18 protein-coding genes are annotated in these 17,340 nt (G+C 28.7%); 7 read left to right on the top strand and 11 right to left on the bottom strand.

The window, feature by feature from the left end; translation table 11 throughout:
* Positions 1-6: 6 nt before the first annotated feature.
* The 10 genes from ACH5BK_RS04165 to rpsT form a co-directional block, all read right to left on the bottom strand.
* Complete coding sequence (locus tag ACH5BK_RS04165; RefSeq protein ID WP_404304732.1) at positions 7-393, bottom strand: phosphate-starvation-inducible PsiE family protein; 387 nt, start codon at positions 391-393, stop codon at positions 7-9.
* A gap of 16 nt (positions 394-409) precedes the next feature.
* Positions 410-1,078, bottom strand: a complete 669-nt coding sequence (locus ACH5BK_RS04160; protein ID WP_404304730.1) for a phosphate signaling complex PhoU family protein — start codon at positions 1,076-1,078, stop codon at positions 410-412.
* Between the two features lies 1 nt (position 1,079).
* Positions 1,080-1,850 (bottom strand): phosphate ABC transporter ATP-binding protein PstB, encoded by a 771-nt coding sequence (pstB, locus tag ACH5BK_RS04155; protein WP_404304729.1) that lies wholly within the window; start codon positions 1,848-1,850, stop codon positions 1,080-1,082.
* Positions 1,851-1,970: 120 nt separating this feature from the next.
* On the bottom strand, positions 1,971-3,161 hold the full coding sequence (gene pstA, locus ACH5BK_RS04150) for a phosphate ABC transporter permease PstA (RefSeq protein WP_404304727.1): 1,191 nt from the start codon (positions 3,159-3,161) through the stop codon (positions 1,971-1,973).
* A complete protein-coding gene (gene pstC / locus ACH5BK_RS04145) occupies positions 3,158-4,087 on the bottom strand; it encodes a phosphate ABC transporter permease subunit PstC (RefSeq protein ID WP_404304726.1) in 930 nt (309 codons plus the stop codon). The genes pstA and pstC overlap by 4 nt, the downstream gene beginning before the upstream one ends.
* Before the next feature lie 68 nt (positions 4,088-4,155).
* The gene (locus ACH5BK_RS04140) at positions 4,156-5,889 is read right to left on the bottom strand and encodes a GGDEF domain-containing protein (protein WP_404304725.1); all 1,734 of its coding nucleotides are present in this window, start codon (positions 5,887-5,889) and stop codon (positions 4,156-4,158) included.
* 74 nt (positions 5,890-5,963) lie between these two features.
* Complete coding sequence (locus ACH5BK_RS04135) at positions 5,964-7,019, bottom strand: PstS family phosphate ABC transporter substrate-binding protein (RefSeq protein WP_404304723.1); 1,056 nt, start codon at positions 7,017-7,019, stop codon at positions 5,964-5,966.
* Positions 7,020-7,132: 113 nt separating this feature from the next.
* On the bottom strand, positions 7,133-7,321 hold the full coding sequence (locus ACH5BK_RS04130) for a DUF1653 domain-containing protein (RefSeq protein ID WP_404304721.1): 189 nt from the start codon (positions 7,319-7,321) through the stop codon (positions 7,133-7,135).
* A gap of 20 nt (positions 7,322-7,341) precedes the next feature.
* On the bottom strand, positions 7,342-8,409 hold the full coding sequence (gene prfA / locus ACH5BK_RS04125; protein WP_404304719.1) for a peptide chain release factor 1: 1,068 nt from the start codon (positions 8,407-8,409) through the stop codon (positions 7,342-7,344).
* A 27-nt stretch (positions 8,410-8,436) separates the two neighbouring features.
* The gene (gene rpsT / locus ACH5BK_RS04120) at positions 8,437-8,697 is read right to left on the bottom strand and encodes a 30S ribosomal protein S20 (RefSeq protein ID WP_404304717.1); all 261 of its coding nucleotides are present in this window, start codon (positions 8,695-8,697) and stop codon (positions 8,437-8,439) included.
* An 85-nt stretch (positions 8,698-8,782) separates the two neighbouring features.
* On the opposite strand from rpsT, the gene glmM reads away from it, so the two are divergent.
* From glmM to ACH5BK_RS04085, 7 genes are all read left to right on the top strand, one after another.
* On the top strand, positions 8,783-10,117 hold the full coding sequence (gene glmM, locus ACH5BK_RS04115) for a phosphoglucosamine mutase (protein WP_404304715.1): 1,335 nt from the start codon (positions 8,783-8,785) through the stop codon (positions 10,115-10,117).
* A complete protein-coding gene (gene lspA, locus ACH5BK_RS04110) occupies positions 10,114-10,587 on the top strand; it encodes a signal peptidase II (RefSeq protein WP_404304714.1) in 474 nt (157 codons plus the stop codon). Before glmM ends, lspA begins: the two co-directional genes overlap by 4 nt.
* 74 nt (positions 10,588-10,661) lie before the next feature.
* On the top strand, positions 10,662-11,942 hold the full coding sequence (locus ACH5BK_RS04105; RefSeq protein ID WP_404304712.1) for a 3-isopropylmalate dehydratase large subunit: 1,281 nt from the start codon (positions 10,662-10,664) through the stop codon (positions 11,940-11,942).
* Complete coding sequence (mobA, locus tag ACH5BK_RS04100) at positions 11,942-12,532, top strand: molybdenum cofactor guanylyltransferase MobA (RefSeq protein WP_404304710.1); 591 nt, start codon at positions 11,942-11,944, stop codon at positions 12,530-12,532. The genes ACH5BK_RS04105 and mobA overlap by 1 nt, the downstream gene beginning before the upstream one ends.
* Before the next feature lie 106 nt (positions 12,533-12,638).
* Positions 12,639-14,105: an NAD(P)/FAD-dependent oxidoreductase gene (locus ACH5BK_RS04095; protein WP_404304708.1), complete on the top strand. Its 1,467-nt coding sequence runs from the start codon at positions 12,639-12,641 to the stop codon at positions 14,103-14,105.
* Between the two features lie 370 nt (positions 14,106-14,475).
* Positions 14,476-15,933, top strand: a complete 1,458-nt coding sequence (locus tag ACH5BK_RS04090) for an NAD(P)/FAD-dependent oxidoreductase (protein ID WP_404305272.1) — start codon at positions 14,476-14,478, stop codon at positions 15,931-15,933.
* 20 nt (positions 15,934-15,953) lie between these two features.
* Positions 15,954-16,823: a rhodanese-like domain-containing protein gene (locus ACH5BK_RS04085; protein ID WP_404304706.1), complete on the top strand. Its 870-nt coding sequence runs from the start codon at positions 15,954-15,956 to the stop codon at positions 16,821-16,823.
* Positions 16,824-16,885: 62 nt separating this feature from the next.
* Here ACH5BK_RS04085 and rplT read toward each other — a convergent pair whose 3' ends face one another.
* Positions 16,886-17,242 carry a 50S ribosomal protein L20 gene (gene rplT, locus ACH5BK_RS04080; protein ID WP_404304704.1) on the bottom strand — a complete coding sequence of 119 codons (357 nt, stop codon included), beginning with the start codon at positions 17,240-17,242 and terminating at the stop codon, positions 16,886-16,888.
* Between the last annotated feature and the right edge of the window lie 98 nt (positions 17,243-17,340).

The following is a 17,340-nucleotide window of genomic DNA, read 5'->3' as shown; positions in this document are numbered from 1 at the left end:
TTATATTTACATTGATATTTTACTTGTTTTTTTATTTCCACCAGGAGAGAATTTAATTGCCAAAATTCTAAAAATAAAGAATATAAAAATAACTATAAGTAAAAAACTAATATCAAAATAGTCTTTATTAACATTTGTAGATAATATTATAACATCACGAATTAAAAAAATGATAAAAATATCAATAACAAATCTAAGTCTTAGTTTTTCTTTTTTTATAAAGTCAGAAATCATCTTTACAACTTCCATAATAACAATAAATTCAAGCATTAAAATAATTGCCTTATAAAACTCTAATCCCGTTGCTAAAATAGTTGTAAAAATAATAGTTGCTGCTAGTACCTCAAAGTTTGAACTGAAGTATGCTTTTATCTTTAAAATTGCTTTTTTCATAAAATAAGAACAATCCTTAAGATTGTTCTATATCTCCCCCTTTTTCAGCAAATAATAATAAATTAGCGATTGAAGCTGCTCTATCAGCTGTTTTTTCTAACTTTCTTAAGGCACTTAAAACTTCAAAATACTCTTTTGATAATTCTAAATTCTTTGAAATTAGTTTTAAAATATTTTTTTCAATCATTGCATATAAATCATCAGTTTTACTCTCTTCAACTACAACTCTTTGATACTTTTCTTCTATATGTTTAGAATTAGACTCTTTTAACATACTCATTGAAGTTTGTAGTGCAAGAATAGATGACTTTTGTAAAGGAATAGCATACTCTAAAATAGTTTTAGTATTTAAATCATCACTATATGCCTTTCTAAATAGTTTGGCAAAAGTTTTAGTATTTGCTCCTGCCCTTACTAATTCATTAGTGATTTTTAAATAAGAAACAAGCTCTCTTAAATCTTTAGCTTCTGGTGAATATAAGGCTAATGTTGTAACTATTAAATTATCAATTTCATTTGATTTATTGGCTATTTTTTTTATAGATAAGTCAATTTCTTTTAATTTTGATAAATCTTCATCTTTTAGTCCCATAAGTGTAAGCTCTAAAGCCTCAACTACATTGTTTCCAATTTCTAATATTTCATCTTCTATTTTAACTTTTTTTTCTTCGTAAGTTTTTAACATTTTATCCGAACCTTCCTGTAATATAATCTTCTGTTTTCTTATTGTTAGGATTAACAAAAATAGTTTCTGTTTCATCATATTCTATTAGTTTTCCTAAATGGAAAAATGCAGTATAATCAGCAACCCTTGCTGCTTGTTGCATATTGTGTGTAACTGTAATGATTGTGTAATCTTTTTTAAGTTCTAACATTAAAGCTTCAATTTTTTCAGTTGAAATTGGATCAAGTGCTGATGTTGGTTCATCCATTAAAATAACCTCTGGTTTAACAGCAATAGTTCTAGCAATACATAACCTTTGTTGCTGTCCTCCTGAAAGTGAAGTTCCTGGGTCATTTAACTTATCTTTTACTTCATCCCATAATCCAGATTTTTTAAGAGAAGTTTCTACTAATTCATCACACTCTTTTCCTTTTTTTACAATCCCATGTTTTAGTGGAGCATAAGCAACATTGTCATAAATTGATTTTGGGAAAGGGTTTGGTTGTTGAAATACCATACCAATTCTTTTTCTCACACTTACTTCATCAACATCTTTATCGTAAATATTTTTTTTATCAATAACAACTTCACCATCAATTTTAACAATATTAATTAGATCATTCATTCTATTTAAACATCTTAAGAATGTAGATTTACCACATCCAGAAGGCCCAATAAGTGCAGTAATTTTATTTTCAAATAAATCTACACTAATATTATGTAAAGCATGGTTATCTCCATACCAAAGGTTTAATTCTTCTACTTTAATTTTTACTTTATTATCTTTTGACATTTTTGTTCTTCCTTTTCCCGAACTCATTGGCGCTTATGCACATCAATTTCGTTTGCGAAGCTCTTGTGCTCGCACTCTCTTTGAGCCAAAAAGCCAAGCAGTTGGCTTTTTTAACGCTTCTTACCATTTAACTTCGAATTTTTTTCTTAAATATATTGCTAATGCATTAAGTGAAATAAGTACTGATAAAAGTACCATAATTCCTGCTGCTGTTTTTTCAATATACATTTTCTCTGGCATACCTGCCCATGTAAATAACTGTGCTGGCATAACTGTTGCTGCGTCTGTAACCATACCTGGGGCATCAGGAATAAATGCAATCATTCCAATGATAATTAATGGAGCAGTCTCACCCATAGCTTGTGCTAAACCTATAATAGAACCTGTTAAAACTCCTGGAAAAGCAAGAGGTAAAACATGGTCTCTTGTAACTTCAATTTTAGTTAGACCTAAACCATATCCAGCTTGTCTAATACTATCAGGAACTGCTCTTAGAGCTGCTCTTGAACTTACAATAATGATTGGTAAAGTCATAAGAGCAAGAGTTAAACCTCCCACTAAAGGTGAACTTCTTGGCATTCCAAAAAGATTAATAAAAATAGCAAGTCCTAAAAGACCAAATAAAATTGAAGGAATTGCTGCAAGATTATTGATATTTACTTCAATAAATCTTGTAAATTTGTTATCATCAGCAAACTCTTCAAGATAAATTGCAGTCATAACTCCAATAGGGAATGCAACTAACATTGTAATAATAAGTGTTAAAATTGAACCTACCATTGCTGAATATAAACCAGCATATTCAGGAGTTTTTGAATCTCCTTGTGTAAAGAAAATCGAGTTAAATTTTAATTCAACTAAATCATGAGCTTTCATATCATCAATTAAAGCTCTATCTTTTCTTTTAAGTCTATAATGATGACCTTTGATATATTGATCAACTTGATCATCAGCTAAAACCCACTGAGTTTTTTTAGTATTAAGTAATGAAGGGTTATCTTTAATGATTAAAGGTAATTCTCTAAGCCAAGCTCTTGATATGATATTTCTGTATTTTCTATCTACAGCTTTTCTATAATCTTTTACAGCAGCTTCACTATAATTAACTTCTACTTTTACATAAGTAATGTTAAAAGCTGGAATTCCTTTTCCAATAATATCAAATAAAAAGAAAGCTAAAAATGCAATTGAAAAAATTAAAGATGTAAGTGTAAACTTTTTAAATCTTTTTGCACTTGAATGTCTTCTTTTTAATGAAGGATCATAAAACGGATTGTTTTCTTGTTTTTTCTTATTTTTTCTACTAATCATAATGTGTTCACTTTATATTTTTCTTTGAATTTTCTAATTAATGACAATGAAATCATATTTAATATTAATGTAACTACAAACAGCACTAAACCTAAAGCAAAAGCTGATAAAGTTTCAGGAGAATTAAACTCAAAATCACCAACTAAAGAGTTTACAATTGTAACTGTAACAGTTGTCATATCTTCAAGTGGATTCCACGAAATATTTGGTCTTAAACCTGCTGCCATAACAACAATCATAGTTTCTCCTAAGGCTTTTGATAAACCAAGTAGTGAAGCTGAAATAATACCTGGCATAGCAGATGGTAAAACTATATTTTTAATAACCTCACCATGAGTCATACCTAAACCATAGGCAGCCTTTCTTTGACTATCTGGAACAGATCTAATAACATCATCAGATAAAGATGAAATAACAGGAATAATCATAATTCCCATCACAACTCCTGAGGCTAAAGCTGAATTAAATGTAGCTTCTAATCCAAAAACAGCTGCAGCTTTTACAATAAAAGGAGCTACTGTAATAGCAGCAAAGAAACCATAAACAACAGTAGGAATACCAGCAAGTACTTCAAGTATTGGTTTTAAATAGTCTCTTAATCTTGGACTAGCATATTCACTCATGTAAACTGCACTTCCTAAACCAATAGGTATAGCAACTAATAAAGCAATTATTGTAATTACAAAAGTTCCTGCAAAAATTGGAACAGCTCCAAATTTACTACCTGTAACTCCAGGTGACCATTCAGTTCCTGTAATAAAATACCAAAAACTTCGCATTTGGAAAAATTCAATTGCTTCAAAAAGAATTGAAAATAAAATACCAAATGTTGTAAGTATAGCGATAACAGAAGCAGTGATTAAAGCAAGTTTAATTAGCTGTTCATAAACTTGCGTTTTTTTGTTTTTTGATTCAAAAGTGCTCAAACATTTGCCTTTTTGTATAAAATTTGAAGAGATTGTATAAAAAGATGGTTACACAATGGTTACAAATGTTAAATAGAAGCACATAGTGGGAATGGATATTTCTTTGAATGTTTTTTTAGTAGGCTAATCGTATGATCAAAGTTTTCAATTTTTGAATTTTTTGATACTTCAATAATCGCACATGAAGTTGAAAGAAGATTAAATTTTCTTTTTTGATCAAATCTATCTTTTGTAATAATATAGCCATTTTTTTTATCACTATTACTATATAAATTTTTTACACTGTCTTTAAACTCTTTAAGAACATTGCTTGTAAGTTCAAAAAGTTCCTCAAAGTTTTTATTTTTTGCTCCAATAAAAAAATCATCTCCTCCAATATGAGCTATAAAAAAGTCATTGGAATATTTTTTTTGTATAAGTTCTGAAAAAATTAAAATAGCCCTATCTCCTTGCCTAAAACCATAATAATCATTGAAAGGCTTAAAATCATTAAAATCAAAATACAACATATATGAAGTTTGAGACTTTTTATTGATTGAAGCCTCATAAATAAAATTCTCAATTTGTTGATTACCAGGAAGTTTCGTAAGAGGATTTTGATTTGAAGCAATTTCTATATTTCTTTTATGAGATAATTCAAGTAAGGAGTTTAATCCAATAAATCCTTTGTATTTATTTGCATTTGTTATAAAAATTCCCATAGAGTTTTTGGAGTTATGATTAAATCTATCTAAAGTTTTATCTATTCCCCATGAAGACTCAACAGAAATAACTTCTTTTATATATTTTTTTAATGTAGAAGAAATATTTTTATTCTTTGCTAAAGACAATCCATATTGAGAATAAGATATTTTTTTTATATCAACTTCATAAATAACTCCTAATAGGTTTTTATGATCATCAATAATAGGTACAAAAATGTTTTTAGTTTGGTTTTTAAAGTAAACAAATAAGTCATGTAATGAACTATTTATATTTAAAGGTTCTATATTTTCAATATATTTTTTTTCTATGATATGAATATTATCATTTCTTTTGTCGTTATGAATTAGGTCTATAACTTTTTTATATATAGTTTTAATCTCTTTAGTTTTTGTAGTAGGTTTTTGGATTAAATACCCTTGAATAAAATCAACTCCCATATCTTTACATGTCAAAAATTCATTTTTAGTTTCAACTCCTTCTGCAATTACTTTCATTCCCATTACGTGAGCCATTTCAACAATTGAGCTACAAAAAAGCTTTTTCTTAGAGTCTGAGTCTATATTAGTAATAAAAAATCTATCAAGCTTTATGATATTAGCTTCTGAAAAATATAAAAGTTTTAGTCCAGAAACTCCAATCCCAAAATCATCAATGGCAATTTGATAACCACTTTTTTTATATGTTTGAAGCATACTAGATAAAGCACTTTGTTCAATTGTACTACCTTTTTCACTTAATTCAAAACAAATAGTACTTTTTGAAAGATTGTATTTTTCTAATATTTTTGATGTATTTCCAGCTTTATAAGATCTATTATAAATAATTCTATTATCAAGATTGTAAAATAATCTAATATTTTCTACTTCAATTAAAGAAAATTTTTTTATAGCTTTTTCTCTTAATATCAAATCTACTTCATAAAGCAGGTCTTCTTGAAAGGCTAAATCAAATAGTTCTTGAATAGAGTTTATATATTCTGTATCTGTTACATTTCGAAGTAAGGCTTCAACAGCAAATACTTTTCCTGTATGTGTATGAATAATAGGTTGGAAGGCATAATCTAACCTTCTTAAAATTGTATTCCATTTCTTTGTCATTTCATAATCCTAAGAGAGTTAGAAAGAGGAGAGAGTATTCTCCTCTTTATTAAGTAAGGTTGTTTAAGTTGAAATTAGTGTTTCTTTTTTAGAGTGTCTAAAGTTAGCTTTTCTCTTTTTGAAACAGAAGCTCTAATAGCATTTCTTGTTGCATCAGGTAAGGCAATTAATCCAATTTCTCCTAAGATTCCATCTTTTCCAATCATTTTCTCACTCATAAATAAATCTACATATTTGTTCATTGCAGGAACTTCTTTTGCATGAGAGTTTTTCACGTAGAAGAATAATGATCTAGATACTGGATAATCTCCTGAAGAGATTGTATCAGGAGTTGGAGCAACACCATTGATTGTAGCACCTTGAATCATATCATCATTTTCTACTAAGAATGAGAATCCAAATACACCAAATGCATTTTTATTTTTATTTAATTTTTGAACGATTAAGTTATCATTTTCACCAGACTCAACATAAGCACCATCAGTTCTCACTACAGAGTATTTTTTATATTTTTTATTTGCTTTTTTGTCAGCTTTGTAAAGATCAGTATAAACTGGCATTTTTTTGAATACTTTTTGCATTACTAATTCTTCAAATGCATCTCTTGTTCCTGATGATTTTGGTGGTCCATAAACAATGATTTCTCTATTTGGTAATGAAGAATCAATATCAGACCATTTTTTGTAAGGGTTAGCAATTAATGATTTTCCATCTTTTGATGGAACTTCTTTAGCTACTGCTAATGCTAAATGTTTTCTTGAAATATCAAAAGCTGCATTTGATTTTGATTGTGCAAATGCAATACCATCATAACCAATTACTGATTCTGTGATATCAGTTACACCATTTTCTTGACACATTTTAAACTCTTTTGTTTTCATTCTTCTTGAAGCATTAGTAATATCAGGAGTATTTAATCCATTACCAGCACAAAATAGTTTCATTCCTCCACCTGAACCAGTTGATTCTACTACTGGAGTAGGGTATTTAGTTGTTGCTCCTAATTCTTCTGCAACTGATGAAGCAAATGGATAAACTGTTGATGAACCTACGATTTTGATTTGATCTCTAGCACTTAAACTAGTAACTAATAATGCACTTGCCCCTAGAGCTAAAAGTGTTTTTCTCATGTTTATTTTCTCCGTTAAATAAATTTTATGATGAAAGTATAATATGAGAAGGTTACATTTTGGTTACTATACTAATTAGGCTTTATAATGTAGAGTATGATTAATAAAGAAAGTTATTTATTTAAAGTAAATTTATTTTTGAACTCTTCAAGAGATCTTACAAATAGTTCGTCACAATCTGTTGGTTTATAAATTATTGCTTTAACCCAAAGATCATTTTCTTGTATTTTACAAAAGTTTATAACTTCGTAAGTATGGTTATTTTTGTAGTGTTTGTAAATAGTATTTTTTAAAATAGTCATTTATAAAAAAAGCAAATGGATTATAGTCCATTTGCTTCAATAAGTTTTGCTTGATGATCAGCAATAAGAGGATCAATTACTTCATCAAACAATCCATCATTCATTATTGCATCCAGTCTGTATAGAGTAAGATTTATTCTATGGTCACTAATTCTTCCTTGTGGATAATTATATGTTCTAATTCTTCCACTTCTATCTCCAGTACCAACTTGTTCTTTTCTATTGGCACCTTCTGCTTCCATTTTCTCATTCATTTGCACTTCATAAAGTCTAGCTTTTAAAACTTTCATTGCTTTGTCTTTATTTTTATGTTGTGACTTTTGATCTTGGTTTGTTACAACAAGACCTGTAGGAATATGTGTAATTCTTACAGCAGAATCTGTAGTATTTACAGATTGTCCACCATTCCCACTAGCTCTCATTACATCAATTTTTAAATCATTTGGATCAATTTGAACATCAACGTCATCAACTTCAGGCATTACAGCTACAGTAATAGCAGATGTATGGACACGGCCTTGAGATTCAGTTGCAGGTACCCTTTGAACTCTGTGTGTACCACCTTCAAATTTAAGTTTTGAAAATACGTGGTCACCTTTTACTAAAATTACAATCTCTTTATATCCACCTGATTCACTCTCAGATGAGTTCATGATTTCAACTTTCCAATTATTATTTTCTGCATATCTTATATAAGCTCTAAAAAGATCTCCAACAAAAATTGCAGCTTCATCACCACCTGTACCAGCTCTTAACTCTAAATAAATATTTTTATCATCATTAGGATCTTTTGGAATCATTAAAAATTTAATTTCTTCCTCTAGTTCAGGTTTTTTTGATTCAAGTTCTTTAAGTTCTTCTTTTGCAAGTTCACCTAATTCTTCATCATCTAAAAGCATTTTATTTTCTTCAATGTCTTCTAAAGTTTGAATATATTCTTGTGCTTTTTTAACAATTGGTTCTATATTTGACTGTTCTTTTGAAAGCTCAGTCATTTTTTTGATATCACTAGTAATATCAGGAGAGATTAATAAATCATTAATCTCATTATACCTATTAATAAAGGGTTGTAATTTTTCTTGAGTCATATTTACCTATATTCTGTTTACTATAAATTATATAGCGTTAACTTTTGTTTGTAATCTTGATACTTTTCTAGCAGCATTACCTTTTTTAAGGATACCTTTAGATACACAATGGTGGATATATTTGTTTGCAGTTTTCATTGCTTCAGTTGCTTTTTCTTTATCAGAAGCTTCTACAGCTGCGATTACATTTTTAATTACATTTTTGATTCTTGTTTTGTAGAATCTATTTCTTTCTGTTCTAACTTTAGTTTGTCTAGCTCTTTTTTCAGCAGATTTATGGTTTGCCATTTTATTTAACCTCTTTGTAAAATTTTTAAGGGTAGAATGTTATCTAAAATAACTTAAACTTAGTTTAATTTTAGGAAGATTTAATATGAAGCTATTTGGAACTGACGGTGTTAGAGGTAAAGCTGGAGAGTTTTTAGATGCAATTACAGTGCTTAAATTAGCAAAAGCTGCTGGTATCTATTTTAGAAAACATTCGACTACTAAAAAAATTCTTGTAGGAAAAGATACAAGAAGAAGTGGATATATGATTGAAAATGCCTTAGTATCAGGATTAACAGCTGTAGGATATGATGTAATTCAAATTGGGCCAATGCCAACACCTGCAATTGCATATTTAACTGAATCTATGAGATGTGATGCAGGTATTATGATATCAGCTTCACACAATCCCTATGAAGATAATGGAATAAAGTTTTTTGATAATCACGGTAATAAACTTGGGGTTTCTTGTGAAAAGAAAATTGAAGAGATTTTTAATGATGATGAACTAATGACTAAAGAACAAGTTACAGGTAGAAAAATTGGTTCTTCAAAAAGAATTGACGATGTTATTGGAAGATATATTGTTTCAATAAAAAGCTCTTTCCCTACAGATTTAAATTTAAGTGGTTTAAGAATTGTACTTGATTGTGCAAATGGTGCTGCATATAAAGTAGGCCCTACAATCTTAGAAGAGTTAGGTGCAGACGTAATTACTATAAATGACAAACCAAATGGTTACAATATAAATGAAGATTGTGGTGCAATGCATCCTGAAAATGTAGGAAAACTTGTAAGAGAATTTAGAGCTGACATTGGACTTGCACTAGATGGTGATGCTGATAGACTTGTAGTAATTGATGAGAATGGTGATGTAGTTGATGGAGATAAACTAATTGGAGCTTTATGTAAATTTTTAAATGATGAAAAGTTACTAAAAGGTAATGCTTGTGTCGCTACTATTATGTCAAATAAAGCTTTAGAAGACTTTTTGGAAAAAGATGGGATTAAACTTTTTAGGTCAAATGTTGGTGATAAATATGTTCTTGAAACAATGACAAAAGAAAATATTAACTTTGGTGGTGAGCAAAGTGGTCATATTATTTTTTCAGATGCTGCAAAAACAGGTGATGGACTAGCTTCTGCACTACAAGTTTTAGCACTAATTTTGAAATCAGGAAAAAAAGCTAGTGAAATTTTAAATGCTTTTGATTTATATCCACAAGCACAACACAATATGAAAGTTGATGAAAAAATACCTTTAGAAAAAATAGAAGGTTATGAAGAGTTAATTTCTAAAATTAGAGCAAAGGGATTAAGAGAAGTTATTAGGTATTCAGGAACAGAAAATAAAATAAGACTACTTTTAGAAGGAAAAGATAAAAAAGTTGTTGATGGGGAAATGGAAGAATTAATTGCATTCTTCAAAAAGGCACTATGAAAAAAAAGTTTAACATAGCATTATTAATATTTATAGTTATATTTATTATTGATCAAGTCGTAAAATATGGCTTTGCTAATTTTAGTTGGGATGTTCAAGGTCCAATAATGTCCTTACAACTTGCATATAATTATGGCGTTGCATTTTCAATGTTTGCTTTTTTAGAAGAGTATTTAAAATATATACAGTTACTAATTGCTTTAATAGCAACCGTTTATTTATTAAGAAATAAAGATGTATTTGCTGATTACTATATTGCTTTAGCTTTATTATATGCAGGGGGTTTATCAAATATCTTAGATAGATTTACTTATGGAGCTGTTGTTGATTATTTTTATTGGCATTATGGCTTTGAGTTTGCTATATTTAATCTTGCAGATGTGATTATTAATTTGGGTGTAGCAATAATTATATTTATTCAAATTAAAAAAGCAAGAGAAGAGAAAAAACAAAAAGAGTTAAGCTCTTAAGCTATTTGGGAGCTTAAAATAAATTTAGATATAATCGCAAAAAATTATATAAAAAAGTATAGGAAGAGTATAAAATGGGTCAAACGATTACAGAAAAAATTTTTAGTGAACACGTAGGAAGAGAAGTAAAAGCTGGAGAGATTGTAAGAAGTCCAATTGATATGGTAATTGGTAATGATATTACAACTCCTATTTCTATTAGAGCATTTGAAGAAAGTGGAAGAGAAAAATTAGCTAACCCAGATGGTTTTGCTATTGTATTAGATCACTTTATTCCAGCAAAAGATATTGCCTCAGCAAACCAAGCAAAAATCTCAAGAGATTTTGCTATGAAACATGATTTAAAACATTTTTTTGATGAGAAAGATATGGGTATTGAACATGCTTTATTACCAGAAAAAGGTTTAGTATTACCTGGTGATGTTATTATTGGGGCTGATTCACATACATGTACTCATGGTGGATTAGGAGCATTTTCAACTGGTATGGGTTCAACTGATATTTCATTTGGTATGATTACAGGTGGTAACTGGTTTAAAGTTCCTGAAACTATTAAAGTTGTAATGACTGGAAAGCCAACTGAGTATTTATCTGGTAAAGATATTATTCTTGAAGTTATTAGAATTTTAGGTGTTGATGGTGCTTTATATCAAGCTTTAGAGTTTACAGGTGACACAGTACAATACTTATCGATGGATGATAGATTCTCTATTTGTAATATGGCTATTGAAGCTGGGGCTAAAAATGGTATTTTTGCTTATGATGAAGTAACAGAAGAGTTTTTAAATAAAACAGCAGAACTAAATGGTGGTTTAAGAGCTGAACCAAAAATTCATTACTCAGATGAAGATGCAAACTATACAAGAGTTATTGAAATTGATGTAGCTAATTTAGAGCCAGTAATTGCATATCCATTTTTACCTGATAATGGACACTCAGTTTCTCAAGCTGTTGCTGATGAAATTAGAGTTGACCAAGTATTTATTGGTTCATGTACAAATGGAAGATTATCAGATTTTAAAGTAGCTGCTGAAATTTTAAAAGGTAAAAAAGTAGCTAGACACGTTAGACTTATTTTAACTCCAGGTACTCAAAAAATCTTAAGAGATGCGACAAAAGCTGGATACATTGATGATTTAGTTGATGCAGGTGCTGTAGTATCAAATCCTACTTGTGGAGCATGTTTAGGTGGATATATGGGAATTTTAGGTGATAATGAAGTGTGTATTTCTACAACAAACAGAAACTTTGTAGGAAGAATGGGATCAAGGTCATCTAAAATTTATTTAGCAAACAGTGCAGTTGCTGCTGCAAGTGCTATTTCTGGTTATATTACAGACCCAAGAAGTTTATAATGAAAAATCCTTCATTTGAAATACCATGTGTAATTTTGTGTGGAGGTAAAAGCTCTCGAATGGGAGAAGATAAAGCTCTTCTTCCTTTCAACAATTCTAAAACATTAGCAGAATATCAATATGATAGGCTAAAGCCTTTTTTTAAAAATATCTATCTTTCATCAAAAGAGAATAAATTCGATTTCTTAGATAAAAATAATCTTTTGTTAGATGAAAGTAAAACTTATTCACCTATTGCTGCTCTTGATTCAATTTTAACTAAATTAAATGAAAAAAAAGTTTTTATTATTACAGTTGATACACCTTTAGTATCTATAAAAAGTATAGAAAAAATTATTAATGCTTCAAAAGAGTTTGATATTACTGTTGCCAAGACAATAAGAACACATAATCTTTGTGGAGTTTTTTCTTCAAATATAAGTTTGACTACTAGAAAAATGTTACAAGAAGACTTTCATAAAGTTGGCTTTTTACTACAAAATAACAAAACTAATATCCTACAACTACCAAATGATGATGAGTTTATAAATTTAAACCATAAAGAAGATTATTTTAAGTCCTTAAAAATGATAAGTAATACTTATAATTAATATTTTAAAATACCTATATATATAAGTCTTTATTTATTTCTTTTTAGATATTCTTTTCTCAAAAGATTAATAAGAAATATTAATAATAATATTAGAAGGAAAACTTATGTCAAAAAAAGAGTTTGATGAAGCTTTAGAGATAATAGATGAAGAGATTAAAAAATCAGGAATAAGTAGAAGGGATGCTTTTAAACTTGCAGGTTTAGGAACAGCATCTTTTTTACTTAATCCCTCAGAAGTTGAAGCTTCAACAACAGCAAACGCAAGTGAAGTAAAAGGAAAAATTTTAATTATAGGTGGTGGTCTAGCTGGAATTGCAACTGCTGCAAGATTGTCAAATACTTTAACTAACCCAAATATAACAATTGTTGAGCCAAATCCTAAATCAGTTTCATATCAGCCAGGTAATACTTTAATTGCTGCAGGAATTTATGAAAAATCAGATGTAATGTATAATACAAGTGATTATTTGCCTGATGGATGTACTTTAATCAAAGATAAAGCTGTTGAATTTAATCCAAATGATAATAGTGTTATTTTACAATCAGGAAAAAAAGTAGAATATGATTTTTTAATTGTTGCAGCTGGATTAAGTTTAGATTTTGGAGCTATTAAAGGTTTAGAAGAAATAGGTGAAAAGTTTTCATTAGAAAATGGAAAAAGTATTATTGATAAGTTTGGTAATAGTGGTGTATGTTCTATTTATAATACTGATTCAGCAGTTGCTGCTTGGGTTCAAATGCAAAAGTTTGTTGAAGAAGCAAAGAGTGGTAAGAAAGTAAAAGGTGTATTTACACATCCTAATACTTCAATTAAATGTGGTGGTGCACCTAAAAAAATCATGTATTTAACAAATGCAAGATTAGAAGAAGCTGGTGCTAGAAATAATGCAGAGCTTACTTTTTATCCAAATGGAACAACTATGTTTGGAGTAAAAGAATACCATGAGGCTATTTCAGAACAATTTAAAAAAAGAGATTTTAAATGGCATTATAAACATAATCTAACAGCAGTAGATTTAGAAAAAAAAGTAGCCACTTTTGATAAAAGATGGGATGAAAAAGGTGCTTGGGATGAAGATTTAGAAGAGTATGAAATGCTTACAAAGCATCAAAATGTAGAAGTTCCATTTGACTTTTTACATATTACTCCTCCAATGAAAGCACCTACTGAAATAGGAAAATCTGCAATTGGTTCGTCAAAAGGTTGGGTTCCTGTTAATAAAGAAACTTTACAGCATGTAAAATATGATAATATTTTTGCAATTGGAGATATTGCAGCAGTTCCGATGGGTAAAACAGGTGGAAGTGTAAGAAAACAATATAAAGTTTTAGTAGATAATCTAATTTCAGCAATGGAAGGCAAAGAGTTAAAAGCTAAATATGCAGGATATACAGTTTGTCCTTTAATTACAGACATTGGAAAAGTAATGTTAGCAGAGTTTAACTGGTCTAAAAAACCAACTCCTACTTTCCCCCTTGATCCAACACAAGAAAGATATATCTGGTGGTTAATGAAAGTTTATATGTTAAAACCTATGACTATGTATGGTATGTTATCAGGTAGAGCATAATTTATGAAAAAAGAGTTATTTATTTTTCTTACTATTTTGATTTTATTATCAATTAGTTTCCATTTTGAAGAATGGATAACTTATCCTCTTTTACATTTAAAGAACTTAAGTCAAGCAGGAGCTTTAGGCTTTGGTTCTTTTCATCCCCTTATTTTTTCATTTTTTATATATTTATTCTTACTTATTCCAAGAGCTTTTATACTTTTTATAACCAAGAAAATTCTAAAAAAACAATAAAGATAATTTAAACTTATATATAATATTTTATTCTCTTATTTATTGTAAATTACTTGTAATTTATATAAGCTAAAATAGCATACAATAATAAAAATATGAATATAAATTATTTAAAATTTCTATTAAAAGGTAAATTGTGAAAAAAGACTTGATAGAAGAATTTGATATTGAATTAAGAAAAAATGGAATAAATAGAAGAGAAGCATTAAAGTTAATGGGAATATCTGGAAGTTTATTATTGATGAACAATAAAGCTTATTCTACTAATTTAAATGCAAGTGATGTAAAAGCTAAAATAGTTATTGTAGGTGGAGGATTAGCTGGGATATCTACAGCTGCAAGATTATCAAATAGTTTGACAAATCCTGATATTACAATTATAGAACCAAATGCAAAGTCCGTATCTTATCAAGCTGGAAACACATTAGTTGGAGCTGGAATATATGATAAAAATGATGTCATTTATGAAACAAAAGAGTTTTTACCTAAAACAGTTAAACTTATAAAAGATAAAGCAGTACAATTTGATCCTAAAAATAATAAGTTAAGAGTTCAAAAAGGGGATACTATTGAGTATGACTTTTTAGTTATTGCTGCTGGATTAGTGTTAGATTTTGAAAAAATAGAAGGACTTGAAGAGTTAGAATATTTATACACAGTACAAGATTCTCAAAAAATGAATAAGTTTTTTAAAAATACAAATGCAAGTACAATTTATAATGTTGATGGGGCAGTTCAAACATGGGAAAACATGCAAAAAACTATTTATGAAGCAAATAATGGAAAAAAACAACAAGCAATCTTTTCTCATCCAAATACACCTATTAAGTGTGGAGGTGCACCTAAAAAAATCATGTATTTAATGAATTCTAGATTAAATGAAGTAAGTCCAAAAGCAAGACAAAATGTAAATATGCATTTTTATACAAATAGTTCAAAAATGTTTAGTGTAAAAGAGTATGAAGATGCAATAATTCAGCAATTTAAAGTAAGAGATATGAAATATAGTTTAAACCATAATCTTACGAAAGTGGATTTAAAAAATAAAACAGCAACATTTGATAAATTTTGGAATGAAAAAGGTTCATGGGATCCTGATTTAGAAGAGTATAATAGAATAATTAAGCATATAAATTTAGAAATACCTTATGATTTTTTACATATTACTCCTCCCATGAAAGCAGCACCTGAAATTGCAGATTCTGAAATAGGTTCATCAAAAGGATGGGTTCCTGTAAATAAAGAAACCTTGCAACATGTTAAATATGATAATATATTTTCTTTGGGAGATATAGCAGCCATTCCTTTAGGAAAAACAGGTGGAAGTATAAGAAAACAGTATAAAGTAGTAGTTGATAATATTTTATCTCTTATGGAAGGAAAAGAGTTAAAAGCTAAGTATGATGGATATACAGTTTGTCCTATTATTACTGATATTGGTAAAGTAATGCTTGCTGAATTTGATTGGTCAATGAAACCTAAACCATCATTCCCTTTAGATCCAACACAAGAAAGATATATTTGGTGGTTACTTAAATCATATATTTTAAAGCCAATGACACAATACGGAATGTTATCAGGAAAAATATAATTTGTAAAATAGGAGAATTTATGAAAGCTAGTTTATTTTTAGTTTATATAATAACAGTAATACTTTTATTTACTGGATGTTCAAGAAGTCAAGCATCCATAGATAATACAAGTTCTAAGGTTAAAATGCTAATTGAAAAAAAAAGTCATTTAGATATAGATTTAAATACTATAAAAACAGCTCAAGCTAAAAATAGTGCTTTATTAATTGATGCAAGACCTTATTCCAAATATATAAAAGAGACAATTCCTGGAGCTATTTCTATTCCTGATACAAAGTTTAAAACTTTATCGGGAAGATTACCTATAAATAAAGATGAAAAAATCATCACATTTTGTGGTGGATATACATGTTCAAAGTCTCATATAGTAGCAAATAAACTTTTAGATTTAGGATATAGTAATGTTTCTGTTTTTGCAGCAGGAATACCAGCATGGAAGAAAGCTGGATTAGCTACAACTAAAAGTATTAATTTAGTAAAAAAAGAAAAAATTAGCTCAAAAGTTCAGTACAGTAAAAATGGATTAAAAAAAGGCCTTGATGAGGGGAGTGTTGATGGATTATGGTTTTATAATTTAATCAAAAACAATAAAGTACCAAAATATATTCAAATTGTTGATGTAACATCACCTATTGAGTTTAGAAAAGGCCATTTAAAAGGTGCAATAAATATTGAAGCTGAAAAGTTAAAAGCAAATGAGTTTTATTCAAAACTCCCAAAAGATAAAACTATTGTGTTTAATTGCACAGCTGGTGGAAGATCAATGGATGCATGGGTGAAACTAAAAGATGCAAAAATTGATATGGATGAAATTTATTACTTTGATGCAAATATAGATTGTAAAGGTGATAATTGTAAAATTGAGGTCAATGAACCTTTAGGTATATAAATAAAAAAAGGGACTAAGGCAAAGCCTTAGTCCCTTTTAATTTTTTATGATTTGCAAATTTATTAGTTAAGTGCTTCTTTAGCTTTTACTACTAATGAAGCAAATGCAGCAGAATCATTCATAGCCATATCAGCTAAGATTTTTCTATCTAATTCAATTCCAGCTAATTTTAAACCGTTCATGAATCTTGAGTAGTTGATATCATTTAATCTACAAGCTGCATTGATTCTGATAATCCAAAGTCTTTTGATATCTCTTTTCTTTTGTTTTCTATCTCTGTAAGCATATACTAAAGAGTGCTCTAATTGCTCTTTCGCTTTTCTAAAGTGTTTTCTTCTACCACTAAAGAAACCTCTAGCTTGCTTTAATACTTTTTTGTGTCTTCTTCTTCTAACTACACCAGTTTTTACTCTAGGCATTCTATTTTTCCTTTACCGTATATTATATTGTTAATATTAGGTGTCAACATTATAGTTGAACTTGTCCACATAAGTGGAGGGACTAATAATTATTTATA

The organism is Arcobacter sp. YIC-80 (assembly GCF_044841725.1).
Taxonomy (GTDB): Bacteria; Campylobacterota; Campylobacteria; order Campylobacterales; family Arcobacteraceae; genus Arcobacter_B.
Note: the sequence above shows the minus strand (reverse complement) of the source record. Positions and strands in the feature narration are given on the sequence as shown.